The sequence below is a fragment of the Peribacillus psychrosaccharolyticus ATCC 23296 genome, assembly GCF_000305495.1.
Taxonomy (GTDB): domain Bacteria; phylum Bacillota; class Bacilli; order Bacillales; family DSM-1321; genus Peribacillus; species Peribacillus psychrosaccharolyticus.
Genome location: NZ_AJTN02000261.1, coordinates 12,463 through 30,675 on the forward strand (window position 1 = coordinate 12,463; position 18,213 = coordinate 30,675).

General features: G+C 37.3%; 16 protein-coding genes and 1 pseudogene. 15 read left to right on the plus strand and 2 right to left on the minus strand.

Annotation, left to right across the window (positions count from 1 at the left end; all coding sequences use genetic code 11):
- The first annotated feature begins 23 nt into the window (after positions 1 to 23).
- Positions 24 to 971 (plus strand): restriction endonuclease, encoded by a 948-nt coding sequence (locus WYK_RS22285; protein ID WP_040376619.1) that lies wholly within the window; start codon positions 24 to 26, stop codon positions 969 to 971.
- 357 nt (positions 972 to 1,328) lie between these two features.
- Here WYK_RS22285 and WYK_RS22290 read toward each other — a convergent pair.
- Positions 1,329 to 1,511 (minus strand): annotated as a pseudogene (locus WYK_RS22290) (tyrosine-type recombinase/integrase); the annotation flags it as partial.
- A 16-nt stretch (positions 1,512 to 1,527) separates the two neighbouring features.
- Between WYK_RS22290 and WYK_RS22295 the strand changes: the two are divergent.
- From WYK_RS22295 to WYK_RS22315, 5 genes are all read left to right on the plus strand, one after another.
- Positions 1,528 to 1,755, plus strand: a complete 228-nt coding sequence (locus WYK_RS22295; RefSeq protein ID WP_040376620.1) for a hypothetical protein — start codon at positions 1,528 to 1,530, stop codon at positions 1,753 to 1,755.
- Positions 1,756 to 1,762: 7 nt separating this feature from the next.
- Positions 1,763 to 2,239: a hypothetical protein gene (locus WYK_RS22300; protein WP_040376621.1), complete on the plus strand. Its 477-nt coding sequence runs from the start codon at positions 1,763 to 1,765 to the stop codon at positions 2,237 to 2,239.
- 736 nt (positions 2,240 to 2,975) lie between these two features.
- Complete coding sequence (locus tag WYK_RS22305; protein ID WP_040376622.1) at positions 2,976 to 6,743, plus strand: AAA domain-containing protein; 3,768 nt, start codon at positions 2,976 to 2,978, stop codon at positions 6,741 to 6,743.
- 1,171 nt (positions 6,744 to 7,914) lie between these two features.
- On the plus strand, positions 7,915 to 8,244 hold the full coding sequence (locus WYK_RS22310) for a PadR family transcriptional regulator (protein WP_040376623.1): 330 nt from the start codon (positions 7,915 to 7,917) through the stop codon (positions 8,242 to 8,244).
- Between the two features lies 1 nt (position 8,245).
- Entirely contained in the window at positions 8,246 to 8,602 is a 357-nt protein-coding gene (locus tag WYK_RS22315; RefSeq protein ID WP_040376624.1) for a DUF1048 domain-containing protein, read from the plus strand.
- A gap of 126 nt (positions 8,603 to 8,728) precedes the next feature.
- Here the strand turns inward: WYK_RS22315 and WYK_RS26460 are convergent, their stop codons facing one another.
- Positions 8,729 to 8,956, minus strand: coding sequence for a DUF7695 domain-containing protein (locus WYK_RS26460; RefSeq protein WP_459560980.1), 228 nt, complete (start codon positions 8,954 to 8,956; stop codon positions 8,729 to 8,731).
- Between the two features lie 318 nt (positions 8,957 to 9,274).
- On the opposite strand from WYK_RS26460, the gene WYK_RS22320 reads away from it, so the two are divergent.
- The 9 genes from WYK_RS22320 to WYK_RS22360 all read left to right on the plus strand — a co-directional run.
- Positions 9,275 to 9,646 (plus strand): DUF956 family protein, encoded by a 372-nt coding sequence (locus WYK_RS22320; protein ID WP_040376625.1) that lies wholly within the window; start codon positions 9,275 to 9,277, stop codon positions 9,644 to 9,646.
- A 557-nt stretch (positions 9,647 to 10,203) separates the two neighbouring features.
- The gene (locus WYK_RS22325) at positions 10,204 to 11,178 is read left to right on the plus strand and encodes a mannose/fructose/sorbose PTS transporter subunit IIA (RefSeq protein WP_040376626.1); all 975 of its coding nucleotides are present in this window, start codon (positions 10,204 to 10,206) and stop codon (positions 11,176 to 11,178) included.
- Between the two features lie 37 nt (positions 11,179 to 11,215).
- Positions 11,216 to 12,022, plus strand: a complete 807-nt coding sequence (locus WYK_RS22330; protein WP_235782586.1) for a PTS mannose/fructose/sorbose transporter subunit IIC — start codon at positions 11,216 to 11,218, stop codon at positions 12,020 to 12,022.
- A 22-nt stretch (positions 12,023 to 12,044) separates the two neighbouring features.
- Entirely contained in the window at positions 12,045 to 12,956 is a 912-nt protein-coding gene (locus WYK_RS22335; RefSeq protein ID WP_040376628.1) for a PTS system mannose/fructose/sorbose family transporter subunit IID, read from the plus strand.
- A gap of 152 nt (positions 12,957 to 13,108) precedes the next feature.
- Positions 13,109 to 14,125, plus strand: a complete 1,017-nt coding sequence (locus WYK_RS22340) for an oxidoreductase (RefSeq protein WP_040376629.1) — start codon at positions 13,109 to 13,111, stop codon at positions 14,123 to 14,125.
- A gap of 566 nt (positions 14,126 to 14,691) precedes the next feature.
- Positions 14,692 to 15,633, plus strand: a complete 942-nt coding sequence (locus WYK_RS22345) for a ring-cleaving dioxygenase (protein ID WP_040376630.1) — start codon at positions 14,692 to 14,694, stop codon at positions 15,631 to 15,633.
- A 122-nt stretch (positions 15,634 to 15,755) separates the two neighbouring features.
- Entirely contained in the window at positions 15,756 to 16,694 is a 939-nt protein-coding gene (locus tag WYK_RS22350) for a ring-cleaving dioxygenase (RefSeq protein WP_040376631.1), read from the plus strand.
- Positions 16,695 to 16,711: 17 nt separating this feature from the next.
- Positions 16,712 to 17,317, plus strand: coding sequence for a flavin reductase family protein (locus WYK_RS22355; RefSeq protein WP_040376632.1), 606 nt, complete (start codon positions 16,712 to 16,714; stop codon positions 17,315 to 17,317).
- Positions 17,318 to 17,917: 600 nt separating this feature from the next.
- The coding region (locus WYK_RS22360; RefSeq protein ID WP_040376633.1) for a DUF5613 domain-containing protein at positions 17,918 to 18,213 on the plus strand (296 nt) is incomplete at its 3' end.

Genomic DNA, 18,213 nt, shown 5'->3' on the forward strand with positions numbered 1-18,213 from the left:
AAGCAGGGGAGGGCGAAAAAGCAATGTTGGATTTTAAAGAACTATCACAAGATGGAACAGACTTGGAACGATTAGTTAGGGAGATTTTTGTAAGAGAAGGTTATGAAGTTCATTGGACTGGAAAAGGTGCGGACGGCGGAAGGGATTTGATTGTAAATGAAAAAGTCCAAGGACCTTTAAGTAAATTTGAACGGACCTGGTTAGTTCAGTGTAAGCATAAAGCATTTTCAGGTAAAAGTATCGGCAAAGAAGAGGCAAATTCATTGGTTACGGATTGTAAAAGAATAAATGCAACTGGATATCTAATGGTTTGTACCACTGCGCTTTCTTCTGGATTAATTCAGGCATATAAGGAACTGTCTTCCGGACTAGAGTTTGTGATTGATTACTGGGATGAAGTAAAACTAGAGGATAGATTGTTAAAACCATGTAATTTTTCATTAATTGAACAATTTTTTCCGAAGAGCTCAAAAAATGTAGGGTGGAGAATTTACAATACTGAATCACCATCATTTTGGGCTGCCAATTATAGGCGGGCATTTCTTTATTTATCTTCTAGGTTAAGTATCCATTTTAGTACGGTTACATATATTGAAAAAATTTATTTTATTGTTGAAAAGACTTATAAGGAACTTCTACAAGAAACAGGTGTTAAGGGAATAGATCTTCAATTAAGGGCTATTTATTACGATGATAAACATACAAATTATCATGCATTTGCTGATTTTATAGCGGATGAAAAAACGGCGCCTAATAACCCTTTTGAGCGATCCGAATTAAAAGGTCATCTTAAAAAAATTTTGGAGGAAAGGTTGTCACCTTGGATTGAAATTGATGAAGGGGTTCTGCCTTTATTTTGGGATGTTAAGGTTTATTTTGAAAAAGGTTATTCCAGCGATAGTTATGATCCACATGCAAAAGAGTATTATACCCCTTATATGGGTAATTTTAGAAACGGTTATACAAGATGAAAAAACGAAATTTGCATAAGTGTACATAAATAAAAAGTCTACCTTTATAAAGGGTAGACTTTTATAGAAAATTAAAGGCTAGATACAGTGTGGTATCCTAATACAGTATATGATTTTTATGTTCTCCTGTTTGTCCTCGGCTTTATTACACACTATTTCAATTTATTTTAATTAAATCTAGAAAAGTGTTGATTTATAGCGGTATTTTATATTTCATTTTCTTCTATTTTATACGAAAATGAATGGGCGGCATGATGTAATCATGTCCCCGGAATCCCTTGAAACAAGGGGTTTAAGATCCTTTGATGCCCTTATAGGGTAACAAAAGAGTAACATTTTCTCGAATAAGGGTCTAAATTAGAGGTTATCCATTAGTTCTTTGAACTTTTGGGAAGCCTCTTTTTTCATCTCTTTTGTAACATGTAAGTAAACGTTTTTTGTTGTATCCTCATCCTTATGACCTAGGCGCTCCATAATCTGTGGTAGACTTACTCCGGCTTCAGCTAATAATGACGTATGAGTATGCCGCAATGAATGTGGAGGTGTTCCTAATCAATTGGATGACTACAAAGAAAAATTGATTTCATTCATTGAAAATAAGGAGTTAGAAACTGAGATTCTTGGTATGGCACAGGCGTCGCCAATCAAAGAAGATGACAACTACCTGGAACTAATTCCTCAAAACTATCTAGATAATACTCCCTTGGGAGTGGAAGAAATTAACGAGGAAATGAAGAATATTTATAAAGAAATCATCTTCCAGAAGATACGCGAGGAGAATTAATTTACTTATGAAAATCCATGAATTTTTTAACATAACAGTTGCTAAGTCAAGAGGAGTAGATGATTATGATCTAGGTCCAATTCCTTTTGTTACAAATACGGAAATAAATAATGGAATAGTTAAATATGTGGAACCTTTTGAAGAAGACAGAGTCTTTGAGGGACCTGCTATATGTATATCAGGATTGGGATTTGCTACATTACACTTAAAATCATTCTTACCAAAAGGAAATGGTGGAGATTCGTGTACAATTTTAAAGCCAAAAGAGGAAATGTTGATTGAGGAAATATTGTATTATACGGCAGTATTCAATCTCCTTCACAACTGGAGGTTTTCGTTTGGACGTAAAACAAGTAAAAGAAGGTTAGAAAACCTAATGTTAACTCCACTTTATGCTAACTATGATAAATCATTTAATTCTAAGAATGTTAGTGATAATATGGATAGCCAAATAAAAAACTTTAGTGGATACTTTAATAACTAAAATTTAGAGTGGAATTGATTTGCATACATTAGCCATAGATAAAAAAACATCCTGTTTTCTAAATTAGTTTTGACCACTTTTTGACCACGTAACATATATAGTTGTACATTTTGATATTTAAAATTTACCTATTAGAACCCAATAGATTGGCTCTAATAGGTATTGTTTTAATTTATGTTTCCTCATATTATAAATACAAATTAAAGAACGTAAAAATACGGTCTTAAAGGTGCCCTCAGTTCTCTAAGTGTTAATTATCAAGGCTTCAAAGGCTCTCAACCATATTGGTTGGGGGCTTTTTTTATAATTAAAATTACTTTTGACCACCACCAAATCATAATTCAATAGAACGTTGAAACCTCTGTGCAGTCTTTTTTTAAAAATTATCTGTATCGTGCGTATATAAAAAGACCCTCCTCAATCGTCAAAAAAAAGAGGAGAGCGTTAAATTAAAAGCCTATGGATTGGGTTGACTGGATTAAGGTCAGTATCAGTATTGACACTTCCTAACCATTTTCATTCTCTGTGGTGAATCGCTGATCTGTACGATTCATGGATGGCTAACGGGGTGAGTTTCTACAATTGTACTCGCTACATATCACTACAGTAAGTGAAATAAAAAATAGTATGAAGATATTCCTATCCAAATCCTGTTACCATTTACTCATAATTTAAAGTATAATTTACCTTAACTAAATATTACTACAAAACCGCTTTAATGAAAGAAGTGATACAAATGAAAGCTCATCTAATACATATGCGTGATAAGCTAAACAACATCAACAAACAAAATCGTTCCATTCGTCTATTGAAAATATATCAGAAATGGAGCTTTGACCTTGCAAATATAGATTCAATAGAAGGAAAAGAAGACGCACAGTCGATTATAAAGAAGATAGTAGAGCAGAAAATGAAAGGAAAGGTTACGTTATTATATCCATCCCTTGATAATGAGAAATCAATGAATTTATCAAAAAAACTAACTGATCTCTATCGTCAAATTAAAGCAATGGAAGATGAAACAGGAGTACATGATCTATACTTAGGTTATCCTTTTCTATCTGGTGTTCTCCTCGATGGAACCTTTGTTCAAGCCCCTCTTTTCTTGTACCCAATTCGGTTGGAAAAAGATAATATTGCGATGCAAAAATGGGTATTACAAGTGGAGGAAGGTGGACCACAGTTAAATCGGACGCTCTTTTTGGCGATGAAGAAATTAAATAAGATCGGCTACTCAGAGGAGATTTTTGAAGAGGCTGTTTCAGCTGCAAGTTCCATGGACTTTACGAAAATTAAGGCCTTTTTGGAGAAGCACCAGCTGAAGGTTCAATTTACTGAAACTGGTCTCAGTCGATTAAAGGAATATAAGGTAAGTGATATTCCAGAGGTTGCCAAAATGACATTGCTTGAAAATGCGGTTATTGGTGATTTTCCACAAGGTGGTTCTTCTATTGTTCGTGATTATGACGAGTTGATTAACCTATCAGAAACCAGCTCTCTTTCGTTAGTTGGAGAGATGATTAATTCTGAAGATGATCAATCAATTGAGGCAGGTGTGTTACCTAGTGGTGTCGAGAAAGACGAGCAGACCAGTGAAAAAGAAGATATTCTGAATCTATTACAAACAGACGGTTCTCAAGAAGAAATTTTGCGAGAGGCTCGTCATCAAAAGGGATTAGTCGTACATGGACCCCCGGGTACAGGGAAATCGCAAGTCATTGTAAATCTCATAACGGATGCACTCCATCGAAAGAAAAAGATACTTGTTGTCTGTCAGAAACGTGCCGCGCTAGATGTTGTGTATCAACGGATGTATAGTTTGGGGCTTAGTGATCATGTTGCCCTTGTGCATGATGAGAAAGTGGACCGAAAAGCACTTTACCAAAAGATTTCAACAGTTTTAGAACATAACGAAGTGCGGTTTGCGGAAGCGGTTGAAAAGCTGATTATCGTGACTTCTCGGTTAGATAATCAAGAACAGTTACTAAACATGATTGCCAAAGCGCTCTATGAAACTCAGCCATATGGGTATAAATTATACGAGCTTTACGGTGCATCTAAACCGATAACTGATTCAAACAAGATTATCTCTTTAAACAATGTGATCGACCGATTGACGAGAGAGTCTTTACGAGATATGGCGGAAGCAGTATATTCGTATGGAGAGTGGTACGAGCAGTTTGGTCAAGAGTCGTATCCGTTACGTCACCGAAAGAGCTTTGCTGAATTTGACATGAAAGCGAAGTTAGAAGCGATTGAAACGTTAGAGACACTAATACAGAAAGCGAAAAAAGCAACAGACTATATCGAAGAGCTGGATATTGAAAAGATAACACCTGCTTATACATGGGAAGTACAACATCGATTAGAAAAAATCTATCCAGATCTAGATGATAGCCAAAAACGTACGCTTCAAGGTTTGCGCATTTTCTGGTGGACGACGATTACAGGAAAATCCATTATTGAAGAGATTACAAACGGAGAGAAGTTCAAAGGAACAAGTTCTACAGAGTGGATGAAAGTAAAACAGTCGTTAAAGATTATGCACGACCTAGGAGAAGTAACGAAAGCCATGGCAGATGACATGAAGGCACTGTCTACTTTGATGCAAGAGGAACAAGTGAAAAAATTACAAGATCGCGTGGCAGAAGGGGATATTCCGTTAAAAGAGTTAGACTTGTTATTAGAGTATTTCCATCGTGACTTTGATGACCTTAAATTAATGGATAAATTTTGGCGACAGGCAAGTGACGATACAACGAGTGTTATTACTGCCCTGCAGGAAAAAGAGCATAACACAGAACAATCACTGTCAGAATTTTGGGTAGACACCTTTAAAAATTCAGCATATATACACTGGATTGATCAGCTTGAAGCAAAGTATCCAGATGTGCAGAAGATATCCACAAACGAGTTTGGTAGAATACGCGAATCGTTCGCTAATCTTTTGGAAGAAAAGCGAAAAGTAGCGGCAGAGTATTTGGTCCACGAACTGAAGAACAAGATAAAGTCCGTTCAACAAGTACAAGGGAAGTCGACGAAAGAGCTGAAACATCAAACAGGTAAAAAGAGAATGATCTGGCCACTTCGTAAACTAGTAAACGACTTTGCAGACAAAGGACTAGTGGATATTTTACCAGTGTGGCTAGCTTCACCAGAAATGGTGTCGTCTATTTTCCCATTAACAGAGGGACTGTTTGACATCGTTATATTTGATGAAGCTTCCCAGTTAACAGTAGAAAGCGGTATGCCGTCTGTATATCGTGGTAAACAAATTATCGTAGCGGGGGATGAAAAGCAGCTCCAACCATCCAATTTGTTCCGAGCGGGATACGCGGATGAAGAAGACGAGGAAGAAGCGAAGTTTGATACCGATGAGTCAATTAGCTTACTCAACTTAGCGAAACGACGTTTTCCGGCGAAGATTTTGCATTGGCATTATCGTTCTAAGTATGAAGAGCTCATTAATTTTTCTAACCATGCCTTCTATAACGGCTATGTCCAAATTGCTCCAAACGTTACGCCATTTAGAGAGCCTCCTGGCATAGTGTGGAAACGTGTAGAGGGTAGATGGCTTAACCAGTCGAACGAAGTGGAAGCACTGGAAATCGTCACGCAGTTAAAGTGTACGCTGCAACAACAACCTGGTAAGACGGTCGGGATCATCACTTTTAATGCGAAACAACAGTCTAAAGTACAAGATGTGATTGAAGCTATAGCAGCAGAAGATGAAGAATTTAGAACCCTTTATAATGAACTAATGGCACGTGATCTAGATGAACGGCTATTTGTCAAAAACATTGAAAACGTACAAGGAGACGAGCGAGATATTATTATTTTCTCCATTGGCTATGCAAAAAATGAAGAAGGCAAAGTGTACAACCGTTTCGGTTCGCTTAACCAAAGAGGCGGAGAAAATCGATTAAACGTAGCTGTTACCCGTGCAAAAGAAGGAATCATCGTGGTTTCTAGTATCGAACCAGAAGACCTAAATATAGCCAACACGTCCGAGCGCGGGCCGAAGCTATTAAAGTCTTACTTGAAATATGCAAGGGCCGTTTTTGGTGGAAAGTTAGAAGATATCCATGCAGTGATCAAAGAGATTAACGAAGCAGTAAACACACACGTTGTCCAACAAACTCTTCACTTCGATTCCCCATTTGAAGAGCAAGTGTACCAACAACTTCGTAATATAGGATATGAAATCACCACACAAGTAGGAATGTCCGGCTATCGAATCGACATGGCAGTCGTCCATCCAAACGATCGTTCCAGATACATCCTTGGAGTAGAATGTGACGGGGCGATGTATCACAGTTCCCCAAGCGCAAGAGAACGAGATGTTTATCGCCAAAGATATTTGGAATCAAGAGGCTGGAAAATCGAACGAATCTGGAGCAGAAATTGGTGGAGGAATCCTGTAAATGAGATAGAGCGTATTGATCGCCGAATTAAAGAGTTAGTTCGGGATGAAGAAGTCCGGGAAGTGTTGGAAGTGAGATAAGTGCCAGGCATGTCCTGAAGTTTCTTGTTTCATAAGCATTGCCTGTTCAGTGCTGCTTATTTTTTGGGAGTTTTAAAAAACATCGTTGCATCTATTTTCTTAAATAGTGCCGGTTTTTATATTTATCTACAAGCACTGTATCATAAATAAAGAACCTTACTTAGATTAGATGTGGTGAACTGTATCATATAATTTAAACCAGAAGTAGATGTAGTTAACATACCTGTATTGAACTACCATGTAAGAAAGTAATTTTTTACATTCTCGGTGGTGGAGCAAAGCTTTATGGATGGGTAACGGGTGTTTAGTTTAACAAGTGTTTTATGAGAGAAAAAGGTCTTAAGAATATTGATAAACCCACCAACATCAATTGTGTTGTCAATTACAGTCCACACAGTCGGAGAGTGTAACCAGTACAGCAATTATTAAAGTATTAACACTGCTTTAACTTCAAAATAAGTTTTACAACCTAATCATATTGCTTATTATTTGCTAACAAAATGCTCACAGTTTGCTCACGAATTGAAGTAAAAAACGTAATTCAACGTGCAAGATGTTACAGGTGAAAACTAGGAAAACGTTGATTTAACGCACTTTACGCAATCATGGTGCAAGATGTTACAGCACCAAAAAAATGGGCGGAATCATGTAATCATCACCTCGAATCCTTGATATGATTGGGTTTTGTAGTTAGATGAGAGTGGAATGCTAACATAGAGGTAAATTAACGGAGGCTTCTCATGAGTTCATTGAACTTGTGGGAAGTCTTTTTTTCATTTCTTGGGGGACGTGGAGATATACATTGTTCGTGATTTGATCGTCAGTATGACCCAGACGGTCCATGATTGTTCGAGTGAGAAAACAGCTTTAGTAAGAAGTGAGGTATGTGTGTTTCGTAATGAATGAGGTGTTAATTCAACATTCATGCCCGGCCATTTAATGACTTGACCTTGGGCTTCATTTATTTTTAACGTATATATCACTTTTCCAAGATAGAAATGTAAGTGATGTAGATAGGTATCTAATTTCATTAACGGAGCAGTAGCTTTAAAATATCTCTTTACAAACAACTATTTTGTGTTACTATGTACTAGTAATTAGTATCACTTACTAGTGTGTACCTAACACGAGGAACGCTGATATATAGTGAAATACAATTGGAGTGGATTTTTTGGAAAATATCACAGAAATGCTAAAAGGTGTGTTAGAGGGTTGTGTACTTGAAATTATAAGTCGTGGTGAAACTTACGGATATGAAATTACGCAAAATCTTCGACAGCTTGGTTTCGCTGATGTAGTTGAAGGCACTGTATATACAATAACTATGCGGCTTGAAAAAAATAATCTTGTGAACATAGAAAAAAAGCCATCTACTATGGGACCACCTAGAAAATTTTATACGCTCAACGCATCAGGACAAGAACAACTTGAAATTTTTTGGGCAAAGTGGGAATTCGTCTCAAGCAAAATTAACGAACTTAAAATAAAAGGAGGTAAGTAAAATGAGTTTTTTTAAAAAATCTTTTGAAAAAATTGTTGGAAGTTTTGATGAAAAAAAAGAATGGAGGGAGTTGGAGGCACGTGCGAAGGCGCTTCCACGTGAGTACAGCAGCGCTTACAAAGCTATCCAAAAGTATATGTGGACTGCTGGTGGTGGTCCCACTGATTGGAAGGACAGCAGTCGTATCTTATGCGGCATTCTCGATCTCTTTGAAGAAGGAGCAGCGGAAGGCAAGAGAGTCACTGATCTTACGGGTGAAGATGTGGCTGCATTCTGTGACGATTTAATGAGGGATGAGCTAACTTGGAAGGAAAAATATCGTAAAAAGTTGAATGATACCATTCGTTACGGTAAATAAATATATTTAAAGTAAAGGGTACTTTAGATAGTAACATAGGTATAATTTTGTTTTTATTCTTTTGTAATAAAGTAACTATTTAAATAAGAGGGATAGAGTTTAACGTCAAATAAAAATGAACATGTTTCAAATACATTCATTCTTGTTATTCGTATTCAGACAATTCTCGTAATGTTCTTCTGCTGGATCCGAACCAAAAATACGTTTTGGATAGTCTAAACCTCCATCAATACCGACTGCCCCACAATTACAGAACTGAAAGTCATGTGTGGTTTTTGATTCGATTGTGTCTCCGCAATGTTTGCAACGGATTAGGTTTTCATAATAGGTGTTTAGGAGTATAACATGGTAAATTAAAGGACGCTTCTCATAAGTTCATTGAACTTGGGAGAAGCTTCTTTTTTCATGAGGAAACACATTCTTCATCATTTGTTCACCGTTAAGACCACATACCCCTGATTTATTCATTGTGATACCGGCGCTTTTTTAATATAATTTAGTTAGTAGTAAACATCTTCCTTTGGTGTTTAGTTTTGCTTTAGAAGATTCTTTAATTTTTATCATCTCTATTTTATTAGAATTTAACCGAGATTCTTTAACTTGTACGAGTTTTGCTTAAAGTGAAAAATGCGTATAATGATGATTAATAAAAGAGAGAAATGGAGAACATACATGGTTCAATCAATTAATACAAAAGTAGATTTAGTTATTGATGCAACCTCACATATGGGACTTCCTGATTACGGAAAAATCATGATTGGAAACAAAGGGTTTGAATTTTTTAATAATCGTGATGCTCGTAAATTTATCCAAATTTCCTGGGAAGAAGTTGATATTGTCATTGCTTCTATCATGTTCAAAGGGAAATGGATACCGCGTTATGCTATTCAAACGAAGCGAAACGGGACATATACATTTTCTTCGAAAGACTCGAAAAAGGTTTTGCGGGCAGTTCGTGAATATGTTGAGCCGAATCGTATGGTTCAATCATTAAGTTTTTTAGATGTTATTAAACGCGGTATAAAGAGTACGTTTAAAAAGTGAATACGCACAATAAAGACAAGTTGGAAACTTGTCTTTTTTTGTTGAGAGCAAACCAAATTTGTGAACTTTTATTGTCATTTCGTTTCACTTTACACATAGTTTGTACGCAGTTTCTATGTTATTTAACTGAAAATAGATCATCGAAAGTCGTTGGCTAAAGGGAGTTTACAAGCATTTACAGTCTATAATATGCAATTGATAGAATAGTCCTGATTATGAGTGAAGAGGCACATAAAAAAGTAAATTCCTGCTTGAAAATGGTTTATTTTATGTGATATAATCTCTATGAAAGATGATTAAAGCGTTTGCAATATGATACTATATATCCATCTCCATTATTTTTTACGTGTTACTGATTCGATCAGGCATGAGTGAAGAGTATTGATAGATGAAGAAAAAGGGTGCATTCTATACCTATATCTTCATGTAATCAACTTTTTATTCATGCCTTTTTGGGCGCTTGTGGAAACGCTTACGAATCGATGGGGTTCACTAAGAAATAATTGGACCCGTTTCACAGTTTTTTGATTATTACTATAATAATAGGAGGTAAAAAGATGGTAGGGATTATCATTGCTAGTCACGGCGAATTTGCTAATGGTATCTTGCAATCCGGGGAGATGATCTTTGGAGTACAAGAAAATGTAAAAGCTGTTACATTGATGCCGAGCGAAGGACCTGATGATGTAAAGGCAAAAATGAATGAAGCAATCTCCTCTTTCGACAACCAAGACGAAGTATTATTCTTAGTCGATCTTTGGGGTGGTACTCCTTTCAACCAAGCCAATAGCTTGTTTGAAGAACATCAAGACAATTGGGCAATTGTTGCCGGAATGAACTTGCCCATGTTAATTGAAGCATTTGCATCGCGTTTTTCTATGAACACAGCGCATGAAATTGCCGCGCAAATTTTAGGAACAGCTAAAGAAGGAGTTAAAGTAAAACCTGAAGAGTTAGAACCAGCAGCATCAGTTACATCTGCAGATCAACCATCAACTGCAGGTGTCCCTGGTAAATTTGAATATGTGTTAGCACGCATCGACTCTCGTTTGCTTCATGGACAAGTAGCGACAGCTTGGACAAAATCGACGCAGCCGACTCGTATTATCGTTGTATCTGATACAGTAGCTAAGGATGAGCTTCGTAAGAAATTGATTCAACAAGCTGCTCCACCAGGTGTAAGGGCACACGTTGTTCCGGTCCAAAAAATGATTGAACTTGCAAAAGATGATCAACACTTCGGCAGCCAGCGCGCATTACTGCTTTTCGAAAACCCGCAAGATGCGCTAAGAGCGGTTGAAGGCGGCGTTCCATTGGAGACGATCAATGTCGGTTCTATGGCACACTCGCTTGGTAAAGTACAACCGAATAAGGTATTGGCGTTCAGTCAAGATGATATTGATACGTTTGCAAGACTAAAAGAGCTTGGTTTGACATTCGATGTTCGTAAAGTTCCGAACGATTCAAAAGGCAATATGGCTGAAATTATTAAGAAGGCGCAAGAGGAGTTAAACAAACAAAAACAATCATGATTATCATGAAAAAAAGGGAGGATAAATCATCATGGATTTGACGATTATTCAAATCATATTAGTCGTTATCGTAGCATTTTTGGCTGGTGTAGAAGGTATTCTGGATGAATTCCACTTCCATCAACCAATCATTGCATGTACGTTAATCGGCTTAGCTACAGGCCAAGTTGTACCTTGTCTTATCTTAGGCGGTACGCTTCAAATGATCGCTTTAGGCTGGGCGAATATTGGAGCCGCCGTAGCACCAGATGCTGCGTTGGCATCTGTTGCATCTGCCATTATTTTAGTTTTAAGCGGACAAGGTCAAGATGGCATATCTTCTGCAATCGCGATTGCTGTTCCACTTGCAGTTGCAGGGTTATTATTAACTATCATCTGCCGTACGATTGCGACAGCATTTGTTCACTTTATGGATGCTGCAGCTCAGGATGGAAACATTAGAAAAGTTGAATTTTGGCACATTATGGCGATTTGTTTACAAGGGCTGCGAATTGCAATCCCAGCTATCTTAATTGTAGCTATTGGTGCTGGTCCGGTTAGAAACTTGCTTGAATCTATGCCAATGTGGTTGACAGACGGTTTAGCAATCGGTGGCGGAATGGTTGTAGCCGTTGGTTATGCCATGGTTATTAATATGATGGCAACAAAAGAAGTATGGCCGTTCTTTGCCATTGGGTTCGTATTAGCGACTGTTTCACAAATCACACTAATCGGTTTAGGTGCAATCGGTGTGGCTATTGCACTTATCTATTTAGCTCTTTCTAAACAAGGCGGTTCAGGTGGAGGTAATGGCGGTAACGGTAATACAGGTGATCCGATAGGCGACATTATAGATAGTTACTAAGAAGATGAAGGAGGACGGAAAAATGGAACAAGAATTAAGATTATCAAAAAAAGATCGTATTTCTGTTTGGTGGCGTTCAACTTTCATTCAAGGTTCTTGGAACTATGAACGGATGCAAAACGGCGGTTGGGCATATGCAATGATTCCAGCCATCAAAAAATTATATAAAACAAAAGAAGAACGTTCGGCTGCACTAAAACGCCACTTAGAGTTCTTTAATACGCATCCATACGTAGCTTCACCTATATTGGGTGTAACGTTAGCGCTTGAAGAAGAACGAGCAAATGGCGCCCCTGTTGATGACGTAGCGATTCAAGGGGTTAAAGTCGGAATGATGGGGCCTTTAGCAGGTATCGGGGATCCAGTTTTCTGGTTTACAATTAAGCCGATTCTTGGTGCGTTAGCAGCTTCCCTTGCGATGACTGGTAATATCCTAGGTCCTATTCTTTACTTTGTTTTATGGAATCTGCTTCGGATGGGATTCACATGGTATACGCAGGAATTTGGTTACAAAGCTGGATCTAAGATCACGGAAGATTTATCTGGGGGGCTGCTTCAAGATATTACCAAAGGAGCATCCATACTCGGTATGTTTATCCTAGGTTCATTAGTTAACCGTTGGGTATCTGTAAGTTTTGCTCCAACCGTTTCTAAAGTTCAACTTGATGACGGCGCTTTTATCGAGTGGGATAAACTTCCGGCAGGTGCGGAAGGGATTAAATCTGCGCTGGAACAACAAGCTTCCGGGCTTTCATTGACCGCTGAGAAAGTAACTACTTTACAAAGTAACTTGGATAGTTTAATTCCTGGTTTAGCTGGATTACTATTAACACTTTTCTGCATGTGGCTGCTTAAGAAGAAAGTATCTCCTATCGTTATGATTCTTGGGTTGTTCGTAGTAGGTATTGTATTCCACTTAGTACACTTGATGTAAATAGTAATTCTCGAATAAATATAAAGCACCTCCTAGCATGAGCGGATCATGGAGGTGCTTTTCATATACATTGTACCCTTGAAGTTCAAAACAAGAAATAATAGTATAAAACAGAAGATATAAAATAGACAAATATATTTTAGGAGGCAGCTATGCTTACTATTGGTTACATAGGAAATGGAAAAAGCACGAACAGATATCATCTTCCTTTCGTCTTGCAAAGAGAGAATATAAAGGTTAAAACCATCTATCAAAGAAATCCTGATCATGAAGACTGGGACCGGATTGAAGGCGTCCATTATACTTCTGTTTTAGATGAACTATTAACTGACAAGGATATTCAGATGATTGTGGTTTGTACTAAACATGACAGTCATCTTGAATACGCAAAATATGTATTAGAACACAATAAACACTGCTTGGTTGAAAAGCCTTTTATGGAAACGTCCAAGGAGGCGAAAGAAATATTTGCACTGGCAAGAGAGAAAGGACTAATCGTTCAGGCGTATCAAAACCGACGCTTTGACAGTGATTTTTTAACTGTTCAGAAGGTTATTGAAGAAGGGAAATTAGGGGACTTGCTGGAAGTGGAAATGCATTATGACTATTATCGTTCAGAAGTACCAGAGTCCGTTCATTCCTACGATCCTGCTTTGTCCTTTTTATACGGACATGGCTGTCATACACTGGATCAGGTTATCAGCTATTTCGGAAAGCCGGAACATATTCATTACGATGTAAGACAATTACTAGGACAAGGAAGAATGAATGATTACTTCGATTTGGACTTATATTATGGCACACTAAAAGTTTCTGTGAAATCTAGTTATTTCAGACTCAAAGAAAGACCAAGCTTCGTCGTTCATGGCAAAAAAGGATGCTTTGTGAAAGAAACTAAAGACCGCCAGGAAGAACATTTAAAGTTATTCTACATGCCTGATAACAAAGACTTTGGAATCGATACAATTAAACAGTATGGTGTACTGACATATATTGATGAAGAAGGAAACATACACGAAGAGAAAGTGAAATCGGTAAATGGAGACTACGGACGAGTATACGATGATTTATATGAAGCCATCGTGAATGGGAAAGCTAAAACCATTACAGACGAACAGACCCTGCTGCAAATGGAGATATTGGAAACCGGAGTAAGAGATTTAAAATGAAATGAATAATGTTCTTAGCAACTAAGGCCGTTCATGTGAAAAATATATATCAGTAGAAAAAACCACTTCCTAAACGTTGGGAAGTGGTTTTTTATGTGATTATTCCTTTGAATCATGGGTCCTTGGTTAAAATCTGTCACTTTCATATAGCCATACATCCCTAAGTATAGTTTAGTTTGATCCAGATGCGTTCCTAAACTAACGTAATAAGCTGATTGATTCCCAAGTAAAAAAATATATGAAATTTTTTTATCCAATATATTCAAGTATTTTTTCTGTTACCACATATTAACTATAGGGTTGACAACTAATATAAATTCATGTTAAATTTATCTTGAGTTAAAGATACTTTAATTAAAGATATTTAGTTAAATAAATATTAGAGGGTATCATATCATTTGGGGCTGTAAGCGGAGCTCGCGCAACAGAGCATTTACGTGGAATTTTAAGTGAATTGCTTTAGCACATGTACATTTTGTGATTAATTTTAATAAATTCTGAGCAAAATGCTATCAACTAGATTGAAGGTTTCGCTGAGAATTTATAGTCGAACGGGAGGGAACAAGATGAACAAGATAGCAGGACATCATCATATTTCTATGATTACGAAAAATGGCCAACAAAACAATCAGTTTTATCAAAAAGTGCTTGGGCTTCGACGAGTGAAAAAAACGGTTAATCAAGATGATCCGAGTATGTATCATCTGTTCTATGGGGATTTAACGGGCAGTGCGGGAACAGAACTATCCTTCTTTGAGATTCCAATGGTAGGAAGAACGAAACGAGGAACTAATGCCATTACGCGAATTGGCTTACTAGTTCCGTCTTATGAGAGTTTACAATATTGGAAGAGAAGATTTGAATTACTTGATGTACAACATGGGGAGCTAACCATGTACGCAGGACGTGAAGCACTCCACTTTGAAGATTACGAGGGATTACGACTTGTCCTCCTTAATAATAATGGTGAGGAAGTACCAGCGAATTGGCAGCCTTGGGATGATTCGATGATTATAGCAGAGCATCGTATTCTTGGAATGGGTGCTGTAGAAATAACTGTGCAATCACTTGATAGCTTAGCGAATACATTAGAAAAATTGTTTGGCTATGAACTTGCTTCGCATAAAGCGAACGAAGCTGTCTACCAATCGGTACAAGGACAGTCATTTGGTGAAATTGTTATTGTGGAGCAAAATGGTCAAAAAGAAAAACCTGGAAAAGGCAGTGTACACCATATAGCTATCCGTGTAAAAGATGGCGAGGAGCTAAGAGAGTGGCACCGGCGTATTCAAGACTTTGGATTCGAAGTGATGAAAATAACAGACCGTTACTATTTTGAGAGTTTATATTTTAGAGAAGAAAACGGTATTCTATTTGAGTTAGCGACAGACGGACCAGGTTTTACAATAGATTCTACCATTGAATCCTTGGGTAAAGAGCTAGACTTACCACCATTTTTAGAAGACAGACGTTTGGAAATTGAGGCGAAATTAGAACCGATTGAGTAAGGGAACGAAGAAGCATTAATGGTTACCATAGGCAAAGGTTTAGAAAGTTGGCGGCGGATAATTGGTTACCGTAAGCCGGTCGATGAATTTGTGGAATTTATCTAATAGAGGAGGAAATAATGATGAAAAAACATACTGCGGGGATTCACCATATTACAGCAATCGTTGGCCATCCACAGGAAAATGTTGATTTTTATGCAGGGGTATTAGGTTTACGTTTAGTTAAACAAACAGTGAACTTCGATGATCCGGGCACATATCATCTATACTTTGGAGATGGTGGAGGGAAACCAGGTACAATTATTACCTTTTTTCCTTGGGCAAATGCTTATCAAGGACAAATCGGGGATGGTCAAGTCGGAATTACTACGTATGTAGTCCCAACAGGATCATTAAGTTTTTGGGTCAATCGTCTTGCAACATTTGCGATTCCATTCAAAAAAGCAGAGCGTTTTGGGGAACAAGTCATTCAATTTGATGACCCACATGGCTTACATTTGGAACTTGTTGAACGTGCAGAGGGTGAACAAAACAACTGGACATTTGGCGGAGTAACACCAGAAGTCGCGATTAAAGGCTTTGGTGGTGCAATACTTTACTCAAGCAAACCAGAGGAAACCGCTAAAACACTAACGGAGGTATTGGGGCTTGAAGAGGTTGGAACCGAGGGTGATTATACACGCTTTAAAGCTTCAGCGGATATAGGTAATATTATCGATTTAAAAATGGTCACTGGCGTTAGAGGTTCAATGGGGGTTGGTACCGTTCACCATATTGCATGGCGTGCAAAGGATGATGTGGATCATTTGGAATGGCAACAACATGCGATGAATCTTGGCCAACATGTAACAGAGCTGAAAGACCGTAACTACTTTAATGCATTGTACTTCCGTGAGTCAGGGGAGATTTTATTTGAAATTGCAACAGACCCGCCAGGATTTGCACATGATGAAACACCGGAAACAATGGGTACTCAGTTAAAGTTACCTGTACAATACGAACAACACCGTGAACAATTAGTTAATTCACTTATTCCAATTCAAGTGCGTCCAATCAACTAATAAAGGGGCTGACTATATTGATTTCAATTGATCCAAAACAAAATAGTGAACGAGATAATTATAAACTGTTAATTGGTTCTATCATTCCGAGACCAATTGCTTTCGTTACCACACAATCCGAGGATGGAATTGTGAATGGGGCACCTTTTAGCTATTTCAATATTGTTTCATCTAATCCGCCGATGGTGTCACTTGCTATCCAAAGACTGGGTGACCGTAAAAAAGATACTGCCCGTAATATTTATGATAACCAACAATTTGTTGTGCATATTGTGGATGATGAGAATGTAGCGAAAATCAATGAAACCGCAGCTTCATTACCTGCATCAGAAAGTGAAATCGAATTGGCGAATCTAACACTCATACCAAGTGAAAATGTCTCTGTACCGGGTGTAAAAGAAGCAAAAGTTCGAATGGAATGCAAACTAGTACAAGCAATTCCTCTAGGAGGAGAAGAAAAGAGTAGTGATTTATTCATTGGAGAAATAGTACGGTTTCATATGGACGAGGCAATATATCAAGATGGGCGAATTGATCCAAGAGGCTTAAACGCTATAAGTCGCTTAGCAGGTGCTGATTATGCGAAAATCGGTGAAATTTTTTCCATTGAAAGACCGAAGTAGAAATGTCCCTTACTTTGGATTGAGTATTGATGAAATGGATTACAACTATTGTTACTTTGATGAACCATCATAGTTCAGGTAGGAGGAATAGTAGTGACTTAGAGATAGGACTAGTTCTCCCTATCTATTTAAAGACTTTTTCTGAAAATAAGAAATTAGTAAGGTAAGTGTTCGTCTCGTAAATGCTCGTACTGGAAAGTCCACAGGTTATCGTAGATTAGCTGGTGGAAATGCATTATTCACAAGTATGAAAATAGATAAATTTTATGTTGATGTTAAAGATGGATATGCTTCTGGAATTTGTTTTCATGAACTAATCGATGCGCTAGTTGAATAAGGAGACACCTTAAAGGACCAAAAAGCGGTCCTTTTCTCTTTGTTAACGTTTAGTAAGAATGAACTTCGAGTCTTAGTGAAAGAAACTAAAGGTTTTGAAGGTGTTTGTTGTTTCCTCTTTGTGTTAAACCGATAAGTTGAATTATGTGAACTAGATTTGTATAAAGTATTCATATTTTCCTTTGAAACTTTGTCCAACTAAAGGGGTTTGTTTGTTAATAATGGTAAAATAGAGGGAATGACTATAAAATAGGAGAATTATTAATGAAACAAATAACATTTGAAGATATTTATACGCTTGGAAAAGTAGTGGTTGAAAATGACCAATATAGACACTTTCATTACCCTGAGATGTTGACTAGGTATGATAGTAATTTTATTGAGTTTACAAATCTACCGTATTTACCTGAATTTAAAGAAGCTGAAAATTACTTAAGGGAATATCATCTGAAAAAAGGTCAAAAACATGTTAAGTTTTATTTTCCTGCTAATAAAAAACCAACCACTGAACTTATTACTTACCTAACTAATATAGGCTATGAAATGGGTTTTGTGGAATT

Bases quoted from the DNA above. Each gene is read 5' to 3' on its own strand.
- WYK_RS22285 (WP_040376619.1), top strand. From the start codon at position 24: ATGTTGGATTTTAAAGAACTATCACAAGATGGAACAGACTTGGAACGA.
- WYK_RS22300 (WP_040376621.1), top strand. From the start codon at position 1,763: ATGAAAATCCATGAATTTTTTAACATAACAGTTGCTAAGTCAAGAGGA.
- WYK_RS22305 (WP_040376622.1), top strand. From the start codon at position 2,976: ATGAAAGCTCATCTAATACATATGCGTGATAAGCTAAACAACATCAAC.
- WYK_RS22315 (WP_040376624.1), top strand. From the start codon at position 8,246: ATGAGTTTTTTTAAAAAATCTTTTGAAAAAATTGTTGGAAGTTTTGAT.
- WYK_RS22320 (WP_040376625.1), top strand. From the start codon at position 9,275: ATGGTTCAATCAATTAATACAAAAGTAGATTTAGTTATTGATGCAACC.
- WYK_RS22325 (WP_040376626.1), top strand. From the start codon at position 10,204: ATGGTAGGGATTATCATTGCTAGTCACGGCGAATTTGCTAATGGTATC.
- WYK_RS22335 (WP_040376628.1), top strand. From the start codon at position 12,045: ATGGAACAAGAATTAAGATTATCAAAAAAAGATCGTATTTCTGTTTGG.
- WYK_RS22340 (WP_040376629.1), top strand. From the start codon at position 13,109: ATGCTTACTATTGGTTACATAGGAAATGGAAAAAGCACGAACAGATAT.
- WYK_RS22345 (WP_040376630.1), top strand. From the start codon at position 14,692: ATGAACAAGATAGCAGGACATCATCATATTTCTATGATTACGAAAAAT.
- WYK_RS22350 (WP_040376631.1), top strand. From the start codon at position 15,756: ATGAAAAAACATACTGCGGGGATTCACCATATTACAGCAATCGTTGGC.